20 protein-coding genes are annotated in these 21847 nt (G+C 57.9%); 4 read left to right on the top strand and 16 right to left on the bottom strand.

Going from position 1 to position 21847, the window contains the following annotated elements; all coding sequences use genetic code 11:
- Positions 1–4: 4 nt before the first annotated feature.
- The 8 genes from QQL64_RS04965 to QQL64_RS04930 form a co-directional block, all read right to left on the bottom strand.
- Positions 5–838, bottom strand: a complete 834-nt coding sequence (locus tag QQL64_RS04965) for an enoyl-CoA hydratase-related protein (RefSeq protein WP_284396501.1) — start codon at positions 836–838, stop codon at positions 5–7.
- Positions 835–1626, bottom strand: a complete 792-nt coding sequence (locus tag QQL64_RS04960; RefSeq protein WP_284396499.1) for an enoyl-CoA hydratase-related protein — start codon at positions 1624–1626, stop codon at positions 835–837. The genes QQL64_RS04965 and QQL64_RS04960 overlap by 4 nt, the downstream gene beginning before the upstream one ends.
- A gap of 42 nt (positions 1627–1668) precedes the next feature.
- On the bottom strand, positions 1669–2889 hold the full coding sequence (locus QQL64_RS04955) for an acyl-CoA dehydrogenase family protein (protein ID WP_284396498.1): 1221 nt from the start codon (positions 2887–2889) through the stop codon (positions 1669–1671).
- Positions 2890–2966: 77 nt separating this feature from the next.
- Positions 2967–3944 (bottom strand): 3-hydroxyacyl-CoA dehydrogenase NAD-binding domain-containing protein, encoded by a 978-nt coding sequence (locus QQL64_RS04950; protein WP_284396495.1) that lies wholly within the window; start codon positions 3942–3944, stop codon positions 2967–2969.
- Between the two features lies 1 nt (position 3945).
- Complete coding sequence (locus QQL64_RS04945; protein ID WP_284396493.1) at positions 3946–4875, bottom strand: DUF5050 domain-containing protein; 930 nt, start codon at positions 4873–4875, stop codon at positions 3946–3948.
- 160 nt (positions 4876–5035) lie between these two features.
- Positions 5036–5752: a YoaK family protein gene (locus tag QQL64_RS04940; protein ID WP_284396491.1), complete on the bottom strand. Its 717-nt coding sequence runs from the start codon at positions 5750–5752 to the stop codon at positions 5036–5038.
- A 72-nt stretch (positions 5753–5824) separates the two neighbouring features.
- Entirely contained in the window at positions 5825–6202 is a 378-nt protein-coding gene (locus QQL64_RS04935) for a tautomerase family protein (protein ID WP_284396490.1), read from the bottom strand.
- A gap of 23 nt (positions 6203–6225) precedes the next feature.
- The gene (locus QQL64_RS04930; RefSeq protein WP_284396488.1) at positions 6226–7479 is read right to left on the bottom strand and encodes an MFS transporter; all 1254 of its coding nucleotides are present in this window, start codon (positions 7477–7479) and stop codon (positions 6226–6228) included.
- A 267-nt stretch (positions 7480–7746) separates the two neighbouring features.
- On the opposite strand from QQL64_RS04930, the gene QQL64_RS04925 reads away from it, so the two are divergent.
- Entirely contained in the window at positions 7747–10806 is a 3060-nt protein-coding gene (locus tag QQL64_RS04925; RefSeq protein ID WP_284396486.1) for a sensor histidine kinase, read from the top strand.
- 33 nt (positions 10807–10839) lie between these two features.
- Here QQL64_RS04925 and cyoD read toward each other — a convergent pair whose 3' ends face one another.
- The 4 genes from cyoD to cyoA are packed head-to-tail and all read right to left on the bottom strand — an operon-like array spanning position 10840 to position 14748.
- Positions 10840–11229, bottom strand: a complete 390-nt coding sequence (gene cyoD / locus QQL64_RS04920; RefSeq protein WP_284396484.1) for a cytochrome o ubiquinol oxidase subunit IV — start codon at positions 11227–11229, stop codon at positions 10840–10842.
- Positions 11226–11843 carry a cytochrome o ubiquinol oxidase subunit III gene (cyoC, locus tag QQL64_RS04915; protein WP_284396482.1) on the bottom strand — a complete coding sequence of 206 codons (618 nt, stop codon included), beginning with the start codon at positions 11841–11843 and terminating at the stop codon, positions 11226–11228. The genes cyoD and cyoC overlap by 4 nt, the downstream gene beginning before the upstream one ends.
- A 24-nt stretch (positions 11844–11867) precedes the next feature.
- The gene (cyoB, locus tag QQL64_RS04910; RefSeq protein WP_284396481.1) at positions 11868–13829 is read right to left on the bottom strand and encodes a cytochrome o ubiquinol oxidase subunit I; all 1962 of its coding nucleotides are present in this window, start codon (positions 13827–13829) and stop codon (positions 11868–11870) included.
- 1 nt (position 13830) lies between these two features.
- On the bottom strand, positions 13831–14748 hold the full coding sequence (gene cyoA, locus QQL64_RS04905; protein WP_284396479.1) for a ubiquinol oxidase subunit II: 918 nt from the start codon (positions 14746–14748) through the stop codon (positions 13831–13833).
- Between the two features lie 372 nt (positions 14749–15120).
- Here cyoA and poxB point away from each other — a divergent pair, with 372 nt between their 5' ends.
- A complete protein-coding gene (poxB, locus tag QQL64_RS04900) occupies positions 15121–16839 on the top strand; it encodes a ubiquinone-dependent pyruvate dehydrogenase (RefSeq protein ID WP_284396477.1) in 1719 nt (572 codons plus the stop codon).
- Between the two features lie 56 nt (positions 16840–16895).
- Here poxB and QQL64_RS04895 read toward each other — a convergent pair whose 3' ends face one another.
- The 4 genes from QQL64_RS04895 to QQL64_RS04880 form a co-directional block, all read right to left on the bottom strand.
- Complete coding sequence (locus tag QQL64_RS04895; RefSeq protein ID WP_284396475.1) at positions 16896–17330, bottom strand: hypothetical protein; 435 nt, start codon at positions 17328–17330, stop codon at positions 16896–16898.
- Between the two features lie 11 nt (positions 17331–17341).
- Entirely contained in the window at positions 17342–18145 is an 804-nt protein-coding gene (locus tag QQL64_RS04890; RefSeq protein WP_284396473.1) for an acetoacetate decarboxylase family protein, read from the bottom strand.
- A 177-nt stretch (positions 18146–18322) separates the two neighbouring features.
- Entirely contained in the window at positions 18323–18607 is a 285-nt protein-coding gene (locus QQL64_RS04885; protein ID WP_284396471.1) for a hypothetical protein, read from the bottom strand.
- Positions 18608–18623: 16 nt separating this feature from the next.
- Entirely contained in the window at positions 18624–18887 is a 264-nt protein-coding gene (locus QQL64_RS04880; RefSeq protein WP_284396469.1) for a hypothetical protein, read from the bottom strand.
- Between the two features lie 310 nt (positions 18888–19197).
- Here QQL64_RS04880 and QQL64_RS04875 point away from each other — a divergent pair, with 310 nt between their 5' ends.
- Together QQL64_RS04875 and QQL64_RS04870 are read left to right on the top strand one after the other, a co-directional pair.
- Complete coding sequence (locus QQL64_RS04875; RefSeq protein ID WP_284399643.1) at positions 19198–19809, top strand: response regulator transcription factor; 612 nt, start codon at positions 19198–19200, stop codon at positions 19807–19809.
- Positions 19810–20448: 639 nt separating this feature from the next.
- Positions 20449–21825, top strand: a complete 1377-nt coding sequence (locus QQL64_RS04870) for a LuxR C-terminal-related transcriptional regulator (protein ID WP_284396467.1) — start codon at positions 20449–20451, stop codon at positions 21823–21825.
- The last annotated feature ends 22 nt before the right edge of the window (positions 21826–21847 follow it).

Raw genomic sequence — 21847 nt, 5'->3', positions numbered from 1 at the left:
TACTTCACCGCCCCAGAAATTGGGGTACGCGTTTCTCGAGGAAAGCGGAGGTGCCTTCCTTCTTGTCTTCTGTAGCGGCGCAAATGCCGAAATAGGAAGCCTCCAGCGCAAGGCCTGCGCTTTGGCTGCTGTCCATCCCCTTATTCACCGCATCCAAGGAGAGCTTCACAGCGATCGGTGCGTTGGCCGCGACCTGCTTCAGGATGGTTTCGGCACGCTCAATTAGGCTGTCTGCAGAAACGACTTCGTTGACGAGACCAATGCGATAGGCTTCCTGTGCGGAAATCGTCTCGCCTGTGAGGATCAGCTGCAACGCATGCCCTTTTCCTACCAGACGCGGCAAACGTTGCGTTCCGCCACCGCCTGGCAGCAGGCCCAACTTCACTTCGGGCTGCCCAAATCGGGCGTGTTCTACAGCGATGCGCATCGTGCAGGCCATGGCCGTCTCGCAGCCGCCGCCCAGCGCAAAGCCATTGATCGCGGCGATGACCGGTTTGCCGAGATTCTCTATGAGATCCAGCACGTGCTGCCCGAACCGGCTGGATTCCTCCGCTTCGTAGGCACCTAAATGCGCAAGTTCACTGATGTCGGCGCCGGCAATGAATGCCTTGTCGCCAGCGCCGGTCAGGATCACTCCACGCACGGAGGCGTCGGCTTTCGCCTCCTCGAAGGCAGCCTTCAAGTCGGTCCATGTCGCCGTATTCAGCGCGTTGAGCACCTTGGGCCGATTCACCGTCACGTGGGCGATCGAACCCTTCTTCTCGTACAGAGCGTTCTCGAGCTTCAGCCCCGTTGCCGAAGAGGATTCGAGTGTCGAGGCAGTTAGGGGTGAGGTCATTGCAAGGATCCTCCAACCGAGGCGTTGGACTTAGTGAAGTCGGGCTGGCGCTTTTCGAGGAAGGCCGCGAGGGCTTCCTTGGCATCACCCGACTGCAAGCGCGACGCGTACTCTTGGAACTCGAGTTCCGCAGCAGCCGCCATGTGAGCGCTCAAGGTGCGCCTCATCAGTCGCTTGCTCGCACGCACCGCCCCGGCCGGCTGTCGTGTCAGCTTGTGTGCCGTGTCCAGCGCTGTCGCCATGAGGTCTGCCGCGGGCACGACGCGCGTGACGAAACCCAGCTGTGCCGCGCGGCTTGCATCGAACGGCAGTGCCAATAGGACCAATTCCGCTGCGGCGAGGTAGCCGATCTGCGCGGGAAGCCAATAGCTCGTTCCCAGCTCCGGCACCAGGGCGAGATTCACGAAGGGCATCTGGAATCTCGTGTGCTCCGCGGCGTACACGAAGTCGAAGTGCGTGAGCATGGTCGTGCCCCCTCCGATGGCGACACCATGCACCGCGGCGATAAGCGGCTTGTCGAACGCGATCAGTGCAGCGAAGAAGCGCGCCTGCGGGCTGTCGTCACTCTTCGGGGGGTTGTGGAGGAAATCCCCGAGGTCATTGCCCGCGCAGAATGCATCGCCGACGCCGTGCAGGAGCACAACCCGCGTTTCGTCGTCCTTGGCAGCGGCATTGAGCAGCCCGGCTACTGTCGAGTACATGTTTAAGGTCATCGCGTTCTTCTTTTCCGGTCGGTTGAACTGGATTCGAAGTACGTTCTCGATGCGCTCGGTCACGATCTCGGGCATTTCCATCTCCTTAAGCTTTTCGGCTGATCGCCGTGGCACGCGTCAAACAAAGGCGCCGTAGCCGGTGATGGCTTTACCGACGATCAGATTTTGCATCTGATACGTGCCTTCGTAAGAATAAAGTGCCTCGGCATCCGCGAAGAAACGTCCGACGTCGTAGTCGGCGAGAATACCGTTGCCGCCCAGGAGCTCGCGCCCCCACGCGACTGTCTCGCGCGACTTGGCCGTGCAAAATGCCTTCGCGAGTGCGGCCTGGTGATCGCTGAGCTTCCCCTCGTCATCGAGTTGCGCGAGCCGAAGCATCAAGCACTGACATGCAGTTACGTTGGCGAGCATCTTTGCGAGCAAGTCCTGCACCAACTGGAACGAAGCGATCGGCTTCCCGAACTGCGATCGCTCCTGCGTGTATTTAAGCGTTGCCTCGAACGCGCCCATCTGGATGCCGGTGGATGCCCAACCCACCATGTACCGCGTCATCCGCAGCACGCGCGCCGTGTCGCGGAACGAGTTGCCGCCCTGCAGGCGATTCGCCTCCGGCACGCGCACGTCTGTCAACGTGATCTGACCGTTCTGGACGACTTTCAGCGCGATCTTGTGCTCCATCTTCTCGACGCTGAATCCCGGCGTGGTCTTGTTCTCGATGATGAAACCCTTGACTTGATTGTCAGCCACATCCCGCGCCCAGATGATCGAAATGTCGCACCATGGCGAGTTGCCGATCCATCGTTTCTGGCCATTGAGAATCCAGCTGTCGCCGTCGCGCGTCGCCGTCGTGGTCAGGCCGCCCGCAGTTCCTGAACCGACCAGTGGTTCGGTCAACCCAAAGCAACCAATTTTTTCGAACCGCGCCATAGGCGGCAGCCACTTCTGTTTCTGCTCCTCAGATCCGTCGAGATAAATCGAGCCCATCGCCAGGCCGCTGTGCACACCGAAGAACGTACACATCGATGCATCGGTACGCGCAATTTCCATCGCGACGTAGCCGAATAGTTTCTGGCTACCGCCCGCGCAACCATAGCCCTCATAACCAAGCCCGCCGATGCCGAGGTTCTTGAACGAAGGCAGCAGTTCGAATGGAAACGCGTCATCGGCCCAGTACTTGTTGATGACCGGCCGGACATGGGTCTCCATGTATGTCCGTACTTTTCCGACCACTGCTCTCTCCTCGGGAGTGAGAAGGTCGACCAACTGATAGAAATCGCCATTGGGCACGGGCACGGGCTTCGGCCCGGCGGACTTGTTAGTCGCGGTTGCTGTGGACACTTAGAACTCCCATTCTTTCGGCGTGAAAGCCGGAAAATTTGCAGACAGATGATCGATCTTGGCGGTGGCGCCCAATGTCAGGCGACCGGCGTTGTCGACTTCGTTTGGCTCGACTTGTCGACTTTGTTGCGCAACTCGAGCAGTCCGAGCAGGACTTCATCGCGCTCTGCGGCAAGGTCATCGATCGAGCGCGAACCGACCTCGGTATGAACGCCGTCGATCAGTTTCTTCTGGACGTCAGGGGTCAGCTGCGGGTTCCCCAGCACCTTCCACCAGGCGGTCATCGGCCCGGTGAATTGCTGAAAGAAATGTTCGATGCCACCTTGGCCGCCACCGAGATGATTGAGCATCAGCTGACCCATGATGCCCCAGCGCAGACCGGGTCCCCAGCACAGTGCCGTGTCGACATCGGCAGCGCTGACGACATCGTCGGCGACGAGATGGTAGACCTCCCGCGCCAATGCAGCCTGCAAACGATTCGCTACATGCCCAGGCACTTCCTTCTTCACGCGGACAGTCCGCTTGCCGAGGCTCGTGTAAAACTTGTCGACGCGCTCGATCGTCTCCTGCGAGGTCTTTGCACCGCCGACGATCTCGACCAACGGGACCAGATGCGGCGGATTGAAGGGATGACCGATGACGCAGCGTTCGGGATGCAGTTCGCACGCCGACTGGATCTCGCTCATCGTCAAGCCCGACGAGCTTGAAGCAATGATGACGCTGGGTTGCAACAGCTCGTCCAGTTGACGATAGAGCGTCTTCTTGAAATCGATTTTCTCTGGCCCGTTTTCCTGCACCAGATCAGCGTCCTTGACGGCATCGGCAAGACTCGCAGTGAACGACAGCCGGTCCTGGGAAGCACCGGATGCGAGGCCGAGCCGTTGCAGTGCCGGCCAGGCCATGGAAACAAAGCGCCTCAATGCAGCTTCCGCGCCTGGCGCAACGTCGGTCGCCACCACGTCCAGACCCTTGGCTAGGAAGAGTGAGGCCCAGCTGGCGCCGATGACCCCTGTGCCGATAATGGCAACTCGGCGAATGGGCTTGTTTTGCGACATATCATTGCTCCTTTGGAACTTCGGCGTATGCGATGCCGGTCAGGTTGCCCTGCGCGTAAAGGAAATTTTTCTCGCCGGATCCATCGAGCCGTGCGGAGTAAATCGATCCCGCAAGATCGGTCACAAACATGCGGTCGCCAGGCACATCCAGAGCGATGCCGATGCCTTCCATCAGATGAGTTATCACGATCTCCGGCTCGGCCGGCTTGTTGTCGATGGAGGCGCGATTGACCGTGTTGCCGCGCGGAGGATCGCCGCGGTCGGTCCAGTACAGGACGCGGTTTTCGACATCGAGCTCGAGATCGATCGGCTCCGGCAGGCCATCGAAGAAGATCTCGATGTCGGTCCTGTTCGCCGCCGTTTGGCCGGCGGGAATCTCAATATTCGCTCGGAGGATGCGACCAAGCCCGGCGTTATCTGGACCTTTTTGCGACCAGTAGATGTGCCCGTATTTCGGGTCGATGGTCAATCCGACACACCACCTTGTCTGATCTCGACGTTCGATATCGCTGTGGCCAGACTCGATAAGTGTTTCCAGCTGCGAGCCGTCAAGATTGCAGCGCATGAGACGCATTCCCTCGCGATCGCACCAATAAAGTTTGCGGTCTCTTTTATCGAGAATGAGCTGCTTCGGCGTGTGGGTCCATCCCTGTGCGAGAACGGTCTTCCGGTTCTTGCCATCAATGTCGGCGCGTTCGATCGACCCGTCGTTCAAGTTCGGGATGCCCATGTTGGTCCAGTAGATATGACCCGCATCGACATCGACCACGATGCCATCCGGCAAGTGGCAATCCGTCACAACGGTTTTTCGATCGGAACCATCCGTATTCATCGAGTGAATGAGCCCGGCGTTCAGCTCGAGCACAAAGAGACGAGAGACGGTAGCGTTGGCGTCTGCGCTGTGATTGCTTTCTTTGACGGTTTTAGACATGCGGTACCTGTATGGCGGTCTGACACGAAATGGTTCAGAGCTTTGCCGTAAAGATGCCGCGAATGCCGATTGCCGTATTGGACGAAACTATTGCCTTGAGAATGTTTGTGCTTCTACTCCATGTAGTCGAACCGTCGTCATGTCGGTGACATCTCGGTCATTATTTGGTTTTTGCTTCGTTGTGAACGTAAGCCAAGGCAGCGGTTATCGGCAGCAGAGCGAAGCACTTGACGCTGACGACGGCAAACATAAGCGCGCCGCATCCGCACCCAAACGCGAACACAGCAACATTTCCGCTAAAGCGGACGATGCGGGAATTGATCGCCAATGCCTGCTCTTCGCTTAAACCGCCGTGCCACTTGTCCGCCAGGTCGAGCATGATTTGCGTAGTGGTACCCGTCATGAGCGTCGAAGGCGGCGCATAGGAAAGATGGACACGATGCACCGCGTTTTGGAGTGCCATGGCGGTAACGAAGATCATGCCTACCGCGACCGTCGCCATGTCATCCGCATCGTGGAAAGGACCAAGCGTCCACGCCAGCCACGCCCCAAGAATCAAAAGCAGCAACTCCACAAAAAAGAGTGTGCGCAAGATAGGTTTGCCGAGGCTCGCCAGTTTGAAGTGGACGATGCGCGCACAGAAGACGACGACGCAAAATACGGGGATCGCCAAAATTTTCGCCAACGTACCGCTCGATCGATACACGAGCGCGGCGCCAAGCGTCACGAAGTTGCCTGTCACATGCGCCGTAAAGAGGCCGTGCAACGCCAGAAATCCGGCCGCATCGATGTAGCCCGCGTTGAAGCTGAGCAGGGTTGGAAGTGTCGGGTGCTTCATGGATTTCGCTTCCCAGGTATCGAGGTCACGATCCTCCATGGCATTTATTTAATGCGCAAGGCCGGAATATCTCAAGGCAACGACCGACCTTAGCAAGCAGGTTTTGCGCGTTTATTTTTCCGCTGCGACGTCGGGCATGATCTGCCCCATTTCCATCGCCTGGCTGGGAGATACTTCTTGTATCCCAATGACGATTTGATCATCGGGCGCACCCGTGGCCGTCTGAAACATATGCCATAGCCGGGTCAGCAATCCCTTCTTATATTCCGTCGATCTTCCGGATCGAATCAGGAGCGTAAGCGCCGCCGCGGGCGCTGGTTCACCGGCGGTGAAGCCGTCGCCGGGCTGAAACTCGTGGAACACGACATGTACCCAGTTGGGCGGCACGCCGGCATATTCGGAATGAAAGGATGTCAATTGTCTCGCCAGGTGAACCTTGGCCTGTGGGTCAAGCGTTCCCTTCTGTGTCACGAGTGTATAAAGAGGCATGCGTTTGTTGACCTCACGATTTCTCAGTTACCGATCGCCTTCCTTCCCGTCTCGCGCAACGCCAGCGAGACCAACAAGGCCAGCGCGATGATCGCCACCCAGAACAATCCAGACTGAAAGAAATGAAACTCGGGATTGACCACAGACGAGCCCAATGTTTTTCCGAAATGACTGGAAAAGATCGGGCCTAGCAGCGCTGTAACGCTGAAGGTGATGAAGTTGATGGCACCGGTTGCGCTTCCCTTGACGTTGTCCGGATTGACCTCTTTGATGATCGTGTAAGGAATCATCGCCGCTCCCGACGAGATGCCGAATACGAGCAGTGTGACCCAGCTTGGCAACGCACCCGGAAGAAACGTCAATTGCAAAGCGCATACAAGCATGGCGCTTACGCCGATAAGCAGCGCCACCTTTCTACGATGCAATGCATCGGCCAGCCACCCGAAGAGCGGACAGCCGAAGACCCAACCAAGCGGCACCATCGAGATGGCGAAGACCGCGTCGTGATAGCTGAATAATCTGTCTTCCTGAAAGAAGCGCACGCCCCAAACCATATCTCCGATGGTCGTCGGAGCAAACAGGAGACCGGAAACGATGCCGCAGATGTATGATTGCGGATTGCTGAGCACGACTTTATAAGGCGTAAGGAAGTTACGCTTTTCACCGGTCGCGGCCACATGCGTTTCGCGTGGTGTCACCAGTAACAAACCCACCGCAACCAGCAACACTACGATGCCCAATCCCGTCCAGAATTGGCCCGTGCTTACAAAGCCATGAATAAGCGGCCCCACGGCGATTTGCCCCATGGTGCCGCCCAGCATGCCGAAGCACTGTGTGAATCCAATCGCCGTCGCGAGCTTCTTTGCAGAAAAACCGTGCGATGCAAGGTACACGGCACCCGTGAAAGCGAATGCCGAGCCTGCACCCTGCAAAAGACGTCCGATACTACCCATTGAAGTGCTAGGCACGGCGAAAAGCAGACAGCCCACGGCCAGCAGCGCCATGCCTGCTGGCACGACGTAACGGGCACCGAAGCGATCGAGGAGGATGCCTGCGACCAAACTGGTGGTGGAATACGTGTAGTAGTAGTAACCCAAGATGGCGCTGACGCCGAGGGCGGTAACGCCAAATGCCTGCGAAAGCTCCGGAATCATCACGGCCGGTGCGGACCGCGAGGCGTACTCCAGAAAATAGAAGGCCGCCGCGAATCCCCACGCGATCGCATAGGCGGTTTCAGCGCTTCGCGGTGCTCGAGCAACTGCGGCTCTGACGCTCATGGGAGGCACCTCGGTTGTCTGCCGACTTATCTTTCACTCTATCGGCCACCCCAGGCTCCTTCGCCCCCCAAATGGGTAGTTATGCGTCTCAAACCATGACTGCTTTATGCAATTTGAAGCATGCTTGTCCAAGCATGTCCGGCTTGCCCGACTGCAAGTTTGTTTTTCTGGGACTTTCTCAGCTTCCGTCTGGTGAAAAGCAGTGTACGACTGCTAATGAGCGTATATTTAATGGCTTGGCGTATCCTTCGTTATGGCTCCACGGGCATGCATGCCAACGGCAAAAAGGCCTCCATGTTGGCCAGGCGATTGGTCAGCGGCCTAGCCCAGCAACTGTGCTCATCCCTTAGCTGCATTCTGCTGGCTGGCCTTTGTTTTCCCCAAACAGCGTTACCCGCCGAGCCGCCGCACGTCGTCGTCCCTCTGTCTTCGCAAACGCCCTATGGGTTGCTGTTGAGTCAGCTCCAGCACCGCGCCTATCTGTCACGGGATGGCGCTCCCGCCAGCAGCACGGCAATCGCCCAGACGCCGGACGGCTTTTTGTGGTTTGCAACCCAAAATGGTTTGTACCGATTTGATGGAGAGCACTTCGATAACAGTGTGACCCGCCTGTTGCCGACCACGAGCATTTTCTCCCTCTACGCGGAGCCGAATGGCGACCTGTGGATTGGCTACACATTCGGCGGCATCAGCTTGCTACATGACGGGAAGGTATCGAACATTCCCTCCACTGCCCTGCCCGGTGGAAGCGTCATAGGTTTTGCGCGGGCCGCAGACCATACGCTCTGGATTGCAACGACACGCGGTGTCGCTCGGCAAAAAGGTGACCGATGGGAAACGGTGGGTCCGTCTCGAGGCTATCCAGGTCATCTTCCGCAATGGTTCGGAAAAGTCGACGGAAAGATCTATCTCTTCGATATCGACACCGCTTACGTACTCGACGAACGCGGCGATCAATTGCAACCTGTCGACTTTTTGCAAGGCAAGCGAGATCTTATCGGGCTTCCTGCCGGCATGGCGTTAGAGAAAAGCTACCCCTACTGGGCAAGCTTGCGCGATCCATCGGGCGCTCTGTGGTTCACGCGTGAAGATCAGGGTGGCATAACTCGCGTGCGTTGGAGCGATGGAAATAGTTCGCCTGCCTCCGAGGAACACTTCGATCGACACGATGGATTGACGGGCCAATTCGTGCTCATCTATTTCATGGACCGCGAATCAAACGTCTGGGTAGCGACAGAAGACGGTGTCGACCGCTTTTCGGTCGGAAAATTTACGCCAGTCCATTTCGCGAGCAACTTCCCGAACGACGTGACCAACATCACCATCGCTGCCGATGCACTTGGCGGCATATGGGTAGGCAGCCCTCGGGAATACGGTTTGTACATCAAGGGCGACCAGGATCCTGTCCGCATTGCCGGCTTTGGACGAGGTGCTGACTGTTCGACGGTGGACAGCCACGGCGTCGTCTGGATGCCCGGAAGAAGTGATCTGGAAACCTACGACGGCTCGCACGTTGACCACGTTCCTCCGCCTCCCGGCACCCTGGTTGACGACCATGGCGGGCAAGCTCTGCAAGCCTGCCAAGGTATCGCGAAAGACGCAGCGGGCGACGTGTGGATATCCATCGTCAAAGTCGGAGTCTTCAAGTTGTCCAAGGGAGCCTGGACTCTCAACGGCGGCCTGACGGCTTTGCCGAAAGGGCCGGCCATTCGCGTCCTTAGCGATGAGTCAGGCCGCATCTGGCTGACCTACCCCGACAACCGCATTGCGGTTGTCGACCGCGATCATGTCAAGCTCTACGACACGACCCATGGCCTGAACGTCGGAAACGTGTTTGCCCTCGACGTGCGCGGCACGCACGCTTGGGTCACCGGTGACAATGGTGTTGCTTACCTGTCCCCTTCAGGCACATTCACGAGCTTGGTAGGCAAAGGTGACAACACTCTTCGAGGCATGTCGGGTGTCGTAGAAACACGAACGGGCGAGCTATGGCTCAACGGACCCGATGGCGTATATCGGATAGACGCCGACGAAATTGCAAAATGGCTCAAGCAGCCAGGCTATACACCAAGCTATGAACTCTTCAAGCAGGCGGATGGCATCAACGGAGTTCCCATTCCCATTCGCCCCGGCCCGACCATGATCGAAAGTACGGACGGGCGCATCTGGGTCGCGACCAAGCAGAATCTTTCCTGGATCGACCCGACTCACATCCGGCGCAATACGATTGCACCAGACGTTTCGATAAACACCCTGGCCTCGGGAAATTCCAGCTGGCCGGCAGCCTCTGTACCCTCGTTACCGCCGAGTACGCAGGGTATCCACATTGCTTATACCGCGCCCTCGCTGTCCATGCCGGAACGTGTGCATTTCCGTTATCGGCTCAAAGAAGTGGATGACGAATGGCAGGACGACGGAGGCCGGCGCGAGGTCTTCTATACCCATATGCAGCCCGGCAACTATCATTTCGAGGTCGTTGCAATCAACGAAGACGGCATCGCCAGCCCGCAGCCTGCCACGTTGAATTTCACGATCATGCCGGCCTTCTACCAGACACCCTGGTTCAGGGTATTGATGGCCTGTGTTCTCGTGCTTGCCCTGTCGCTGATCTACATGCTCCGCCTCAGGCTCGTCGAACGGCGTTACCAGTTACTAATGGAAGAACGTTTGTCCGAACGCGAACGCATTGCGCGCGATCTGCACGACACGCTTCTTCAAGGTATGCAAGGCATGCTCCTGCAAATCGAGGTGCTTTCACGCAGCCGCGATCTATCGGAAAACCAGCAGCTTCGGATAACCGGAATCGAAGAGAAGATGCGCGCCGTCCTGACCGAAGGACGCGATGCCATTAACGAGCTTAGGGTCGCTACGTCCGGTTATACGGACCTGATTGAAAAGTTGGAAACCATCGGAACCGACGCCGCGATCCATTCAGCGACGCACTTCTCCATTCGTGTCGAAGGGAAGTCTCGCACGCTTCGTCCCTGCGCTTGCGAGGAAGTTGTCACGATCGTACGTGAAAGCGTCATCAACGCTTTCAAGCATGCCGAGGCCGAATGGGTGATTGTGTCGGTCAATTACACACCAAAGGCCTTCATCGTGGACGTCACGGATAACGGCATCGGCATGACCGAAGAAAAGATCCAAGAACAGCAAAAGGTGGGGCATTGGGGCGTAGCGGGCATGCGCGAACGCGCATCGCAACTTGGAGGCCGACTGATCATCCGAGGTGCCAACCCGCAAGGCACCACGGTTGAACTGACCATACCCGGGCACGCCGCTTATGCAACCCGCTCATCCGTCATTCGTCGCTGGCTTCAGCGCTGAAGGCTCGGCGACCGCGGGGATCGCCATTGACGTTCAGCGCTGCATGTTCATCAGGTGATCCATCGGCACCATGTTGGCAGTCAGGTGCGACATGATCCACAAGGAACCTACCACGACGATGGCGATGATCAGCATGGTGGCGGCCAACGCAAGGACATTCGTTTTCTGCTCGGGCGCCGTGTTGATGTGCAGAAAGAAAATAAGGTGCACGATCATCTGCGCAATAGCGAGTACCACTAACGCCGCCTCGATGCTGAAAGGCGCCATATTCTTCACCGGCGCAATGGCGAAGGCCGCAATGGTCAAGCCGATGGCCAATACATAGCCGACGACATAACCACGCCACGTGCCGTGACTGCCATGCGTTTCGAGACCTGGCGTCCTTCGATTCAGGCGTTGCGTGTCATGTAACTGGTTCGTCATAGGTAGCCTCCAATCAGGTACACAAAAGTGAAGAGCGCGATCCACACGATATCGAGCACGTGCCAGAACAGGCTGAAGCACAGAAAGCGTCGGGTGATGGCCGGCGTGAAGCCGCGTCCGAGAAACTGGACAAGCAGCACGGTCAGCCATAGCAGCCCGCAGGTGACATGGATGCCGTGTGTACTCACCAGCGTGAAGAATGACGATAGAAAGGCACTACGGTCGGGCCCTGCCCCTCTAGCGATCAGGTCGGAAAATTCCCGCACTTCCAGCGTAAGAAACATCGCCCCCAGCACGCCGGTCAGCAGGAAGCCAACCAGCGTCACGAAACGGTTGCGGCGATCGCATGCCAGCATGGCAATACCGCAGGTGAAGCTGCTGGTCAGCAGGCAAGCCGTTTCAATGAAGGCGTTTCGCGCGCTGAAGAGCGCATGGCTGTCCGGTCCACCGTCGGTAGCGCCATGAAGCACCGCAAAGGCGGCAAACAGCGCGGCGAACAGTATTCCATCGCTAAGCAGGTAGACATAGAAACCGAAACCGGTAACGTGCTGGCGCGTTGGTAGTACGGCGCCCTCTTCCGGATAGGCATCTACCGTGACCGCTTCCACTGACATTGGGTACTCTCCTGATATCTTGATTTAGCTGGTTAGCAAGCTTGCACGCTCGAGGCGGGCGATGTCCGACGGCTTCAGCTCGTATTCGTCGTGCTCATCCCACGACCACCACGCCAGCAGTACGAGGAACGCGAACAGCGCGAGCACGCCCATCCACACGATGTGCCAGATCATCCCGAACCCTCCGACGACGGCAAGAAAGCTCGTGAAGAAACCAAGCCCTGAGTTCTTGGGTATGTCGATGGGCTCGTAATTTTTATGCATCGGCGCATTCACACCCTGCTTGGCCTCCCAGTACGCATCCAGCCCTTCTACCTTCGGGAGCAGCGCGAAGTTGTAGGCCGGTGGCGGCGATGTCGTGGACCACTCCAGCGTGCGCGCATCCCACGGATCACGGGCATCCACGCTAAGTTGGTCGCGTTTGCGGATGCTCCAGACCAACTGCGCGACCTGCAGCAGAATCCCTACCAGAATGCACACCGCGCCACATTCAGCCACCAGCAGGTAAGGCAGCCACGCCGGGTCGTCGTAGTGGTTCATGCGGCGCGTCATACCCATGAAGCCCAGCACGTAAAGCGGCATGAAGGCCAAGTAGAAGCCCACGAACCAGAACCAGAAGGCTGCTTTACCCAGCCCTTCGTGCAACCGGAATCCAAAAGCCTTGGGGAACCAGTAAGTCAGCCCTGCAAAGCAACCGAAAACCACGCCACCGATGATGACGTTGTGGAAGTGCGCGATGAGAAACAGACTGTTGTGCAACACGAAGTCGGCCGGTGGCACCGCCATCAGCACGCCGGTCATGCCGCCGATGGTGAAAGTCACCATGAAGCCGATGGTCCATAGGACCGGCGAAGTGAAACGGACGCGGCCGCCATACATGGTGAACAACCAATTGAAGATCTTCACGCCCGTAGGTATCGCGATCACCATCGTGGTAACGCCGAAGAAACCGTTGACGTCGGCTCCGGAGCCCATGGTGAAGAAATGATGCAGCCATGTCGTAAACGCCAGCAGCGTAATCGCCATCGTCGCGACCACCATGGACCGGTAACCGAACAATGGCTTGCGCGAGAACGTAGCGATGACTTCGGAAAAGATGCCGAACGCAGGCAGGATCAGGATGTAAACCTCAGGATGTCCCCATGACCAGATGAGGTTGATGTACATCATGGGATTGCCGCCACCGTCGTTGGTGAAGAAGTGCATCCCCAGGTACCGGTCCAGCAGCAGCATGGCGAATGTCGCCGTCAGCACGGGAAAAGCCGCGACGATCAGCATGTTTGCTGCAAGCGCCGTCCACGAAAAAACCGGCATCTTGGACAACGTCATGCCGGGTGCCCGCAGTTTCAATATGGTGGTGACAAGATTCACGCCGGACAGCAAGGTACCGACACCGGAAATCTGCAGCGACCACAAGTAGTAATCGACACCGACGCCTGGACTGAAGGGCAGCTCCGACAGTGGCGGATAAGCCAGCCATCCGGTACGGGCAAACTCGCCTACTCCCAACGAGATATTGATGAGCAGCGCACCCGCGGCGGTCAGCCAGAAACTGACCGAGTTGAGCACCGGAAAAGCGACGTCCCGCGCGCCGATTTGCAAGGGCACGACGAAGTTCATCAGGCCGACCACGAATGGCATGGCCATGAAGAAGATCATGATCGTGCCGTGCGCGGAGAAAATCTGGTCGTAATGCTCGGGCGGAAGAAAGCCATGTGCGTTGCCGCTCGCCAAAGCCTGCTGAGAGCGCATCATGATCGCGTCACTGAAGCCGCGAAGCAGCATCACCATCGCCAGCAAGGTGTACATGATGCCGATGCGCTTGTGGTCGACGGTGGTCAACCACTCGGTCCACAGCCATGTCCATTTGCGTTTGTATGTGATCAGGCCAAGGATCGCCAGGATGCCGATGATGATCACCATGCAGGTGCCCATGATGATCGGCTGATCGAACGGAATGGCCTGCAGCGTCAGTTTCCCAAACATGTCAGTGCTCCTTGGCTGCTGCAGTAAGCGTTACGCTGGAAGAAGCAGGCGATGGGACTTCTGCAGTAACCGATCGCCTGGTTGCGCTCTCCATCGCATGGGCAAACAGTTCTTGCGTGACCGGGGAGTAGTAAACGACGCCTCCGGTGGCTTGCTTGGCGACGAGTTGGTTGTAGGCGACATCATCCAAGCGCACACCCTCGGCCTTGGCATGATCGACCCACGCGTTGAAGGCCTTGTCGTCAGTTGCCAGCACCTGAAAGTGCATATCGGAGAATCCGTCTCCGCTGAACTGCGCAGACAGCCCGCGGTAGCTGCCCGGCTCGTCGGCCAACAGTGACAACGTCGTCTGCATGCCGGGCATTGCGTAAATCTGTCCACCAAGCGATGGGACGAAGAACGAGTTCATGACCGTTGCGGAGGTGAGATGGAGGGAAATCGGCGTACCGACCGGAATCGCCAATTCGTTGACGCTGGCGACGCCCTGGTCGGGATAGATGAACAACCAGCGCCAATCCATCGCGACAACCTCGACCGTCACGGGTTTCCGCTTCGACACGAGCGGCCGGTAAGGATCGAGCTGGTGCGCGCCCACCCAGGCGAGGCTGCCAAGGAACAGGATGACCAGCAGCGGAATCATCCATATGGAGAATTCCAGATGGCCCGAGTACTCCCACTGCGGCCGGTATTTCGCGCGTGCATTGGAAGCGCGAAACCACCATGCGAACCACAACGTAAGAAGGATGATGGGCGTGATGACCATCAGCATCGGTATCAGTGCTTCCAGGAGCAGCTGCTTTTCTTGCGCGCCGACCGGCCCCTTGGGATCCAATACACCTTCGCTGCAGGCGGATAGCCATGCACATGCGATAGCGACGCTCGCTCCGAGTGCTGGTTTTCGCCAATGTTGAAACGGCATGCTCGATCTCCGAAACGCGGCTACATACATTCCGCGCATCTATTTCACGTGGTTGTTATGCGTGAATGAACGATACGTAGACGCGCCGACGTGTTATTGGACGAAAATGTTCGACAAGGAACGGATACGACACCGCACGCTTTTGTTTGCGAACTGACACGTGATTTTCCGCGAAGAAATAGCGATCGACGGCGAGATATGGATTTCGTCCATAGCCCGTCAGACATGTACAAGCCGAAGGCGCCCCATAGCGCTAACGTCATGACTACCCGCCGACGTTCCCACGCTTAGTTAGTCGTCGATTTGCCATGCGTCGCCCATTTGTCATGCGTCCGGCAAATCGCGCCCCAACCCATCTCCAGGGAGATCATCATGGCCATGTCCTCTGCCGAATACGTCGCCAAAGTTCTTGAACTGGCAGGCGTCAAACACGTTTACGGCGTCGTCGGCGATTCGCTGAATGGTCTGACCGATGCTTTTCGCCGTAGCTCGATCGAGTGGCTCCACATGCGCCACGAAGAAGCTGCAGCATTTGCCGCTGGTGCCGAAGCACACCTGACCGGCGAGCTTGCGGTCTGCGCCGGCAGCTGCGGACCAGGCAATCTTCATCTCATCAACGGCTTGTTCGACTGCCATCGCAGTGGCGTGCCGGTGCTGGCGATCGCCTCACATATTCCCAGCAGCGAAATCGGCATCGACTACTTCCAGGCCACGCACCCGGAGATTCTTTTCAAGGAGTGCAGCCACTATGTGGAGCTCGTATCCAACCCGAATCAGCTTCCGCAGGTACTGGGTCGCGCCATGCGCGCAGCCGTCGCACGGCGCGGCGTGGCTGTCGTGGTCATCCCGGGGGACGTTTCGCTGAGAGAAGCCGTCGCAGAAGTACCACGCTGGGTCATACCGTCGAAGCCCGTCGTCCACCCTTCCTTGAAGGATCTGAAGCGGCTCACCAATCTGCTCAAGGATGGCACGCGAATCACGATGTTCTGCGGTGCGGGCTGCGCCGGTGCCCATGATGAGGTCGTGGAACTGGCACGCCGGCTAAAAGCGCCTATCGTGCACACGCTGCGCGGCAAGGAATACATGGAGTACGACAATCCTTACGACGTTGGCATGACCGGGCTTGTTGGCTTCTCTTCCGGCTACGCCGCCATGAAAGATTGCGACACGCTGCTTTTGCTCGGCACGGATTTTCCGTACCGCCAGTTCTTTCCCCAACACGCAAAAGTGGCCCAGATCGATGCTCGTCCTGAGGCGCTTGGCAATCGCTGCCCGCTGGACCTCGGCTTGATCGGTGACGTGCGCGAAACGCTGCAGATCCTGTTGCCGTCGATTCCCGAAAAGACGGATACCAGCCATCTCGACGCTGCGCTCGCCCATTACAAGAAAGCCCGCGAAGGGCTGGATGAACTGGCCGAGCCGAGGCATGGCAGCGACGTCATTCATCCCCAGTACGTGACCAAGCTGGTCAGTGAGCTGGCGGCCGAAGACGCCGTCTTCACCTGCGACGTGGGCACACCGATCTTGTGGACGGCGCGTTATCTGAAGGTCAACGGCAAGCGCCGCATCGTCGGTTCGTTCAACCATGGATCCATGGCGAACGCGATGTTGCACGCTATCGGCGCGCAGGTCGCTTGCCCCGATCGCCAAGTGATTTCCATGTCCGGCGACGGCGGTTTTGCCATGATGATGGGTGATTTTCTATCGCTGACGCAGCTCGATCTGCCCGTAAAGATCATCCTGCTTAACAACGGTACGCTGGGCTTCGTCGAGATGGAGATGAAAGCCAACGGATTCCTGGATTCGGGCTGCGACCTGATCAATCCCAACTTTGCGCAAATGGCCAGCGCCGTGGGCGTCAAAGGCATTCGCGTGGAACGCGCCGAAGACCTTCGCGCTGCGCTGATCGAAGCGTTTTCGCATGATGGCCCCGCCCTGGTCGACGTGGTCAGTGCAAGGCAGGAACTGGCCATGCCGCCCAAGACGACGTTCGACGAGGCCTACAAGTTCGGCCTCTTCATGATCAAGGCGGTGCTCGATGGACGCGGTGGCCAGCTAGTGGACCTGGCTAAGGTGAATCTGTTGCGTTGATCGCTAGGGTACGGACGTAAGCGGCACCAAGCGCCATTGAGATCGCGCTTGGTGCGTCAATGATGCAAGCGACGCATCCACAATCCACCGCACAGGCACGTGCCAAGCCATACCCCCATACCGGCCGCAACGGGTATTTCCCAACTGCAATGACGGGGAATGCTCAGCATGTCTACGGAAGCGCATCCCAGGCCGCTCAACATAAGCGCCTCGCCGATCAGCAGACACCATTGCAACGGCTGCTGCGGTGCCAAAGGATTTTCGAACCAGCTTGGCGGTCGCCAGCGCGCCACCGGCCCGGGAATCATGCGCTGGTATTGCAGTGCAAAGCAGGTCACGGCCATGGCCGATCCGGCAATGCTCGGCATCAGCCAGGCGCTGGCAAGCGCGTAGTCTCCGTGGATACTCACGACGATGCGTGCCAGGGACAACGCTGCAGCGAACAGCAATACAGCGCGCAGAGCTACCCAGTAGACAGATCGCGTTGCCATGATGCCGGATGCTACTTTGCCGAATGATCGACAAGCGTCTTCAGATCGGTCACGGAATACGAGACCGACATGCGATAACCATTACCGCACCGCACCGGCGCGAGTTCCGACAACTCCTCGTTCTCGCATTCGGGCAAAGTCAGCTCGCCCTTCCCCATCCATGCATCGGCCACGCTGAAGTTGTCCATGACGGACTCCACCAGCTCATGTACGGCAGGACGCTCCCACTGCCCTGCAGCCAGTCTCGGAAAGTGGCGCAGATTGATGGTGGGGCGCGAACCAAGGGCAGCAGGATCCGTCACGGCCTTGTCGAGAGTGACGGTGCCACGCGCAATTCGCTTCCCCGCTGCGGAGGCACTCGCACCGAATCGACCTCCAGGCGCGAGCTGGGGAGAAGCGGGACCTTTCGCGGCAAACAGGCGGGTCTGGAAAACCGTGCCGTAGCGCTTGGGGAAACCTTGCGCCCAACCGCGCGCAATCGCTGCATCGTTGTCGACGAAGATATAAGGGCAGAATGCAACGGGCTTGCCATTGAACAAGGCATCGACGAGTACGAAGAATTCCCGGTACTGGTATCGCGCTGGATCCAGCAATTCGTCGTGCCCGCCGGTGAACTGCCAATCGATGAAGTAGGCCTGCGCATGGCCTTCGGCTTTGACGTCGGGCTGTAGTTCCGCAGGCAAAATGGACGAAACAGCCTCCGGGCGCGCCCAGAAATCGATGACGAGAAAATCGCCCGCATAGTGCCAAGGAGGCGGCGGCGAGATGTTGGAGAGGCCGCGCGGCGTAAGCGGAACGAAGAAATTGCTTTTCATATGATCATTCCTCGACGAATGTCAGACAAGAAGGTAGTCAGTCTCATGACTATCGGAAGCATTCAACGACTTGGGTGGCGGACCATGGTCGACGCGACTATGGGCTTCGTCGTTCGATCGATCTTGGACGAATGTGACGGCAAAAGCCGGAAACGTACGCCGCGCTACGAACACCGATCAGAATTCCGGCACTCCGCACAAATTTTCCACCAGTTCCCACAGACGGTCTTCCTCACCATCAGCAATGACCTGATAGGCGTTTCTTCCGTCCAGGCTGCGGTGCCGCATGCACATCCACCATACGGCGCGTGTCCTGTCGCCCAGGCCGATAATCAGCATCTTGGAGAAATTGTTCAGGCGCTCTTCCAGCATGGAAAATGCCGCAAAGGCGATTTGCTCGCGCGCAGCGTGAATCTCGTCCAGCTTCGCGCCCATGTCCTTGAACGAATTTACGTTACGCATACGCGAGAACCTTTTCTCAATCGCGCTCACCGCGCCGGATGGAACGCAGGAAGCCGATCACCAGGTCTGCGCTGCCTTGTACGACAAGCTCCTGTGCGGTCATTCCTCCAAGCTCCAGGATGTGCACCGATCGGTACCACTCTTCGACGCGAGAGAGATCGCTCTCTACGGCTAACGCCAACTGCGATATGTAGTCGAAGGCAATATCGACCGGATGATTCAGGGACGACGCGCCGGTCTTTCGCGATGACCATGACACCACGCTGCCTCTCATCGTCATGGTTGTGCCCCTAAAACGTAGGTGAACGTAAGACTGCGCCGGGCGGCAAGTGCTTGTCTTGCATCTTTTTGCACATGTATGTGCATTTCGGCACTACATCGTCGGCGTCCATTTCGCGGATAAATCCGGCCGTTGTCTACACCGCACAGCCGGCGAAATCCCCGAATTACCCTTTCGAGCATTGAAGTCCCTGGCTGCCAAGCGCATAGTCTCCTTCGATCTGGAAGGCGACCCGACTTCGTCCACTCTCTTGTTTTAGGCGGAATTTCCTCAGGTGAGCCGTTTGAACGAGAAGAAAGAAAGATATGGAATTCTTATCGTAGATGACCATCCGGTGATGCGGGATGGCCTTCGCGCCGTCATCGAGCAAGAGCCCGATATGGAAGTGGTCGGCGAGGCCGCCGATGGCAGAGAGGCGATCGAGCAATTCCAAAAACTTTTGCCTGACATCATGTTGATCGATCTTCAAATGCCGGACGTCGACGGCCTGCAAGCCATCACGACCATTCGCAGTGAATTTCCCGATGCCATCATCATCGTGCTCACCACCTTCCCCGGTGATGCGCGCGTGGTGCGTGCTTTCACGCTTGGCGCAACATCCTATCTCCTTAAGACCGCACGCCGCGATGAAATCATCAAGGCAGTTCGCAGCGCGCTTTCCGGCCGGCACACGGTAGCGCCTGAAGTCGCCCAGGAGATCGCCAGCCATACCGGGCACGAAGGCCTTACGGAACGGGAAATCGGTGTATTGAAGTTGGTTTCCGAAGGACACAGCAACCGCGATATCGCCCATGCGCTGTGCATTTCGGAAGATACCGTCAAAGCCCGCATGAAAAGCATCATGGGCAAGTTGGACGCCGAGGATCGCACGCATGCCGTGATGATCGCGATCCGCCGTGGCTTCATGGACGCACGCCCTTAGAGCCGCCCAAAAAACGTAGCGAGCAGCCGCGAAGTGAATGCGGCAACACGCAGAAACCAGGGTGATAGGGAATCCGAGCACCGACTGCGGCTGCCTCGCGGCCGCATAGTGATGTCGTCAGTGGCTCTTGGCCAACGCCCCTCTATGGGCACGGATTATCGGAGTAGTAACGATGACCATTAATCTTGCGTTTTTTCCTTTCAGAGTTCTCGGATCATTCACCAAAAAACCGAAAGAAGACCGAATCAAAACCGGGATTTCACGACAGGGCGCGCCATCTCGCCTAATGTCGTTACCAAAAGAACGAATCACACGTTGAGCAGATCGACGGTCTGCTGGGTGAATTAGGTTGAATTAGGTGATGAGTACTTTTGGCACGCGGCGTGTACAGGGAGCCATCCCGACAGCGTACGTGACTGAAGCAACCTTGACCCGCTTCAGTGCTCTTCACGACGGCCGGAGGATGGATATATGAATCTCTTGTCCATTGCGCACAACACGACCGCTCCTGTCGATCTTGGATGGGTGCAGGACTGGCACGATCTCGATGAACCTGACGAGACGCTTAGGGAACTACTGGATTCGGCTTGGCGTGCAGTGAGCACGATGAATGGTACCGAAGTGGTCGCCGTCACGGTGATGCTGCGCCACGCCTATCTGCAAAGGAATCATTTCCGCCAAGATTTCCCTTGCGATGAAGTGGAGACATTGCTGGCGATGGGAAGCCTCTGGGAGGACGACATCGATGAAGCGATGTTTCGCGCGCGATCGGTATTGGCGCGGGGAACGGGAGCGCGGTATCGATCGGCCCTGGGGGCGGTCATGAAGTTTTGCTTTTGGCGTACGCGCGACTTTATGCCGTTCTATGAATTGTCGCGAGGGAAAACGCCGCGCAGCCATGCCTCATCCTTGCTGATGACGACCGTCAACCTCTCCATCGAAGCGGCGGCAGAAGCCGAACAACTGCGCTTCAAACTGGCCGAGCGCCTCGCCACGGACGCGTTGTCTCTGTGCAATACGTCGATCGAGTCGCAAGCGTATGCTTCGCTGCTTCCCACCGCCGTGCTGGCTCAATTGCACTACGAGGCCGGAGCGGTGGACGAAGCGGATACCCTGTTGCGAGGTCGCCTCACGGCCATCGAAGAGAGTGGCGCGATCGAGAGCGCACTCATCGCCTATATCCTGTCCGCCAAAATTGCAGCGGCAAGAGGAAATCAAAACATTGCGCTGCTGCTCTTGCATCGTGGCGAAGAAATAGGCGTGCAACGACGCTGGTCACGCCTGGTGCTTCACTGCAAGGCGGAGGAAATCGCCTTGCGCATCCATGAGGAGCGCGCCGATCTTGCCGAACTGGCATTGAAACAGGTAAGGAGCTTTCTTGGTGAACTCGACACGAAGGGCCGCCCGAAGCATGTCGACGCATGGCCGCTGCAAATAGCCAGCCTTCGCCTGCAGATGGCGAATGGACCCAGCGTCTGCACAGCACGGTCACTTGACGATCTTCGCAACGCCGCCCTGCATCGCAATCACCCTGCCCTGGTCGTCAAGCTGACGATTCTGCTGTCGAGTGCGCTTTGCTCGCTGGGCCAAGTAACGCGAGCGCATGAGGAGTTGCTGGCCGCGTTGCGCCAAGGCGCCAATGTCGGATTGTTTCGCAGCTTCCTCGACGAGATGCCACTGATCGAAACACCACTCAAGCAGCTTTGGCGATCTCCTGAAGCCAAGAGCCTGGGCCATCTGGGACCCTACGTCGGGCGGTTGCTCACGGCGCCTTCGGTGCATCCATCAGCGCGGAAGAAATTCAGGACGAATCATCGGCTGGTAGAATCGCTAAGCACGCGGGAGACGATTATCCTACGCTTGATGAGCCTGGGTATGTCGAACAAATCCATCGCTCGCGAGCTTCAGATCACGCCGGAAACGGTTAAATCGCATGCTAAGCACATCTTCATCAAGCTGGCTTCCAAGAACCGCGCCGAGGCTGTATCCAGGGCGACCGAATTGGGGCTCATCTAAACTCATATTTACGCAGCGGTGA

It is taken from the genome of Dyella lipolytica, from assembly GCF_030160075.1.
Lineage (GTDB): Bacteria > Pseudomonadota > Gammaproteobacteria > Xanthomonadales > Rhodanobacteraceae > Dyella_B > Dyella_B lipolytica.
Note: the sequence above shows the minus strand (reverse complement) of the source record. Positions and strands in the feature narration are given on the sequence as shown.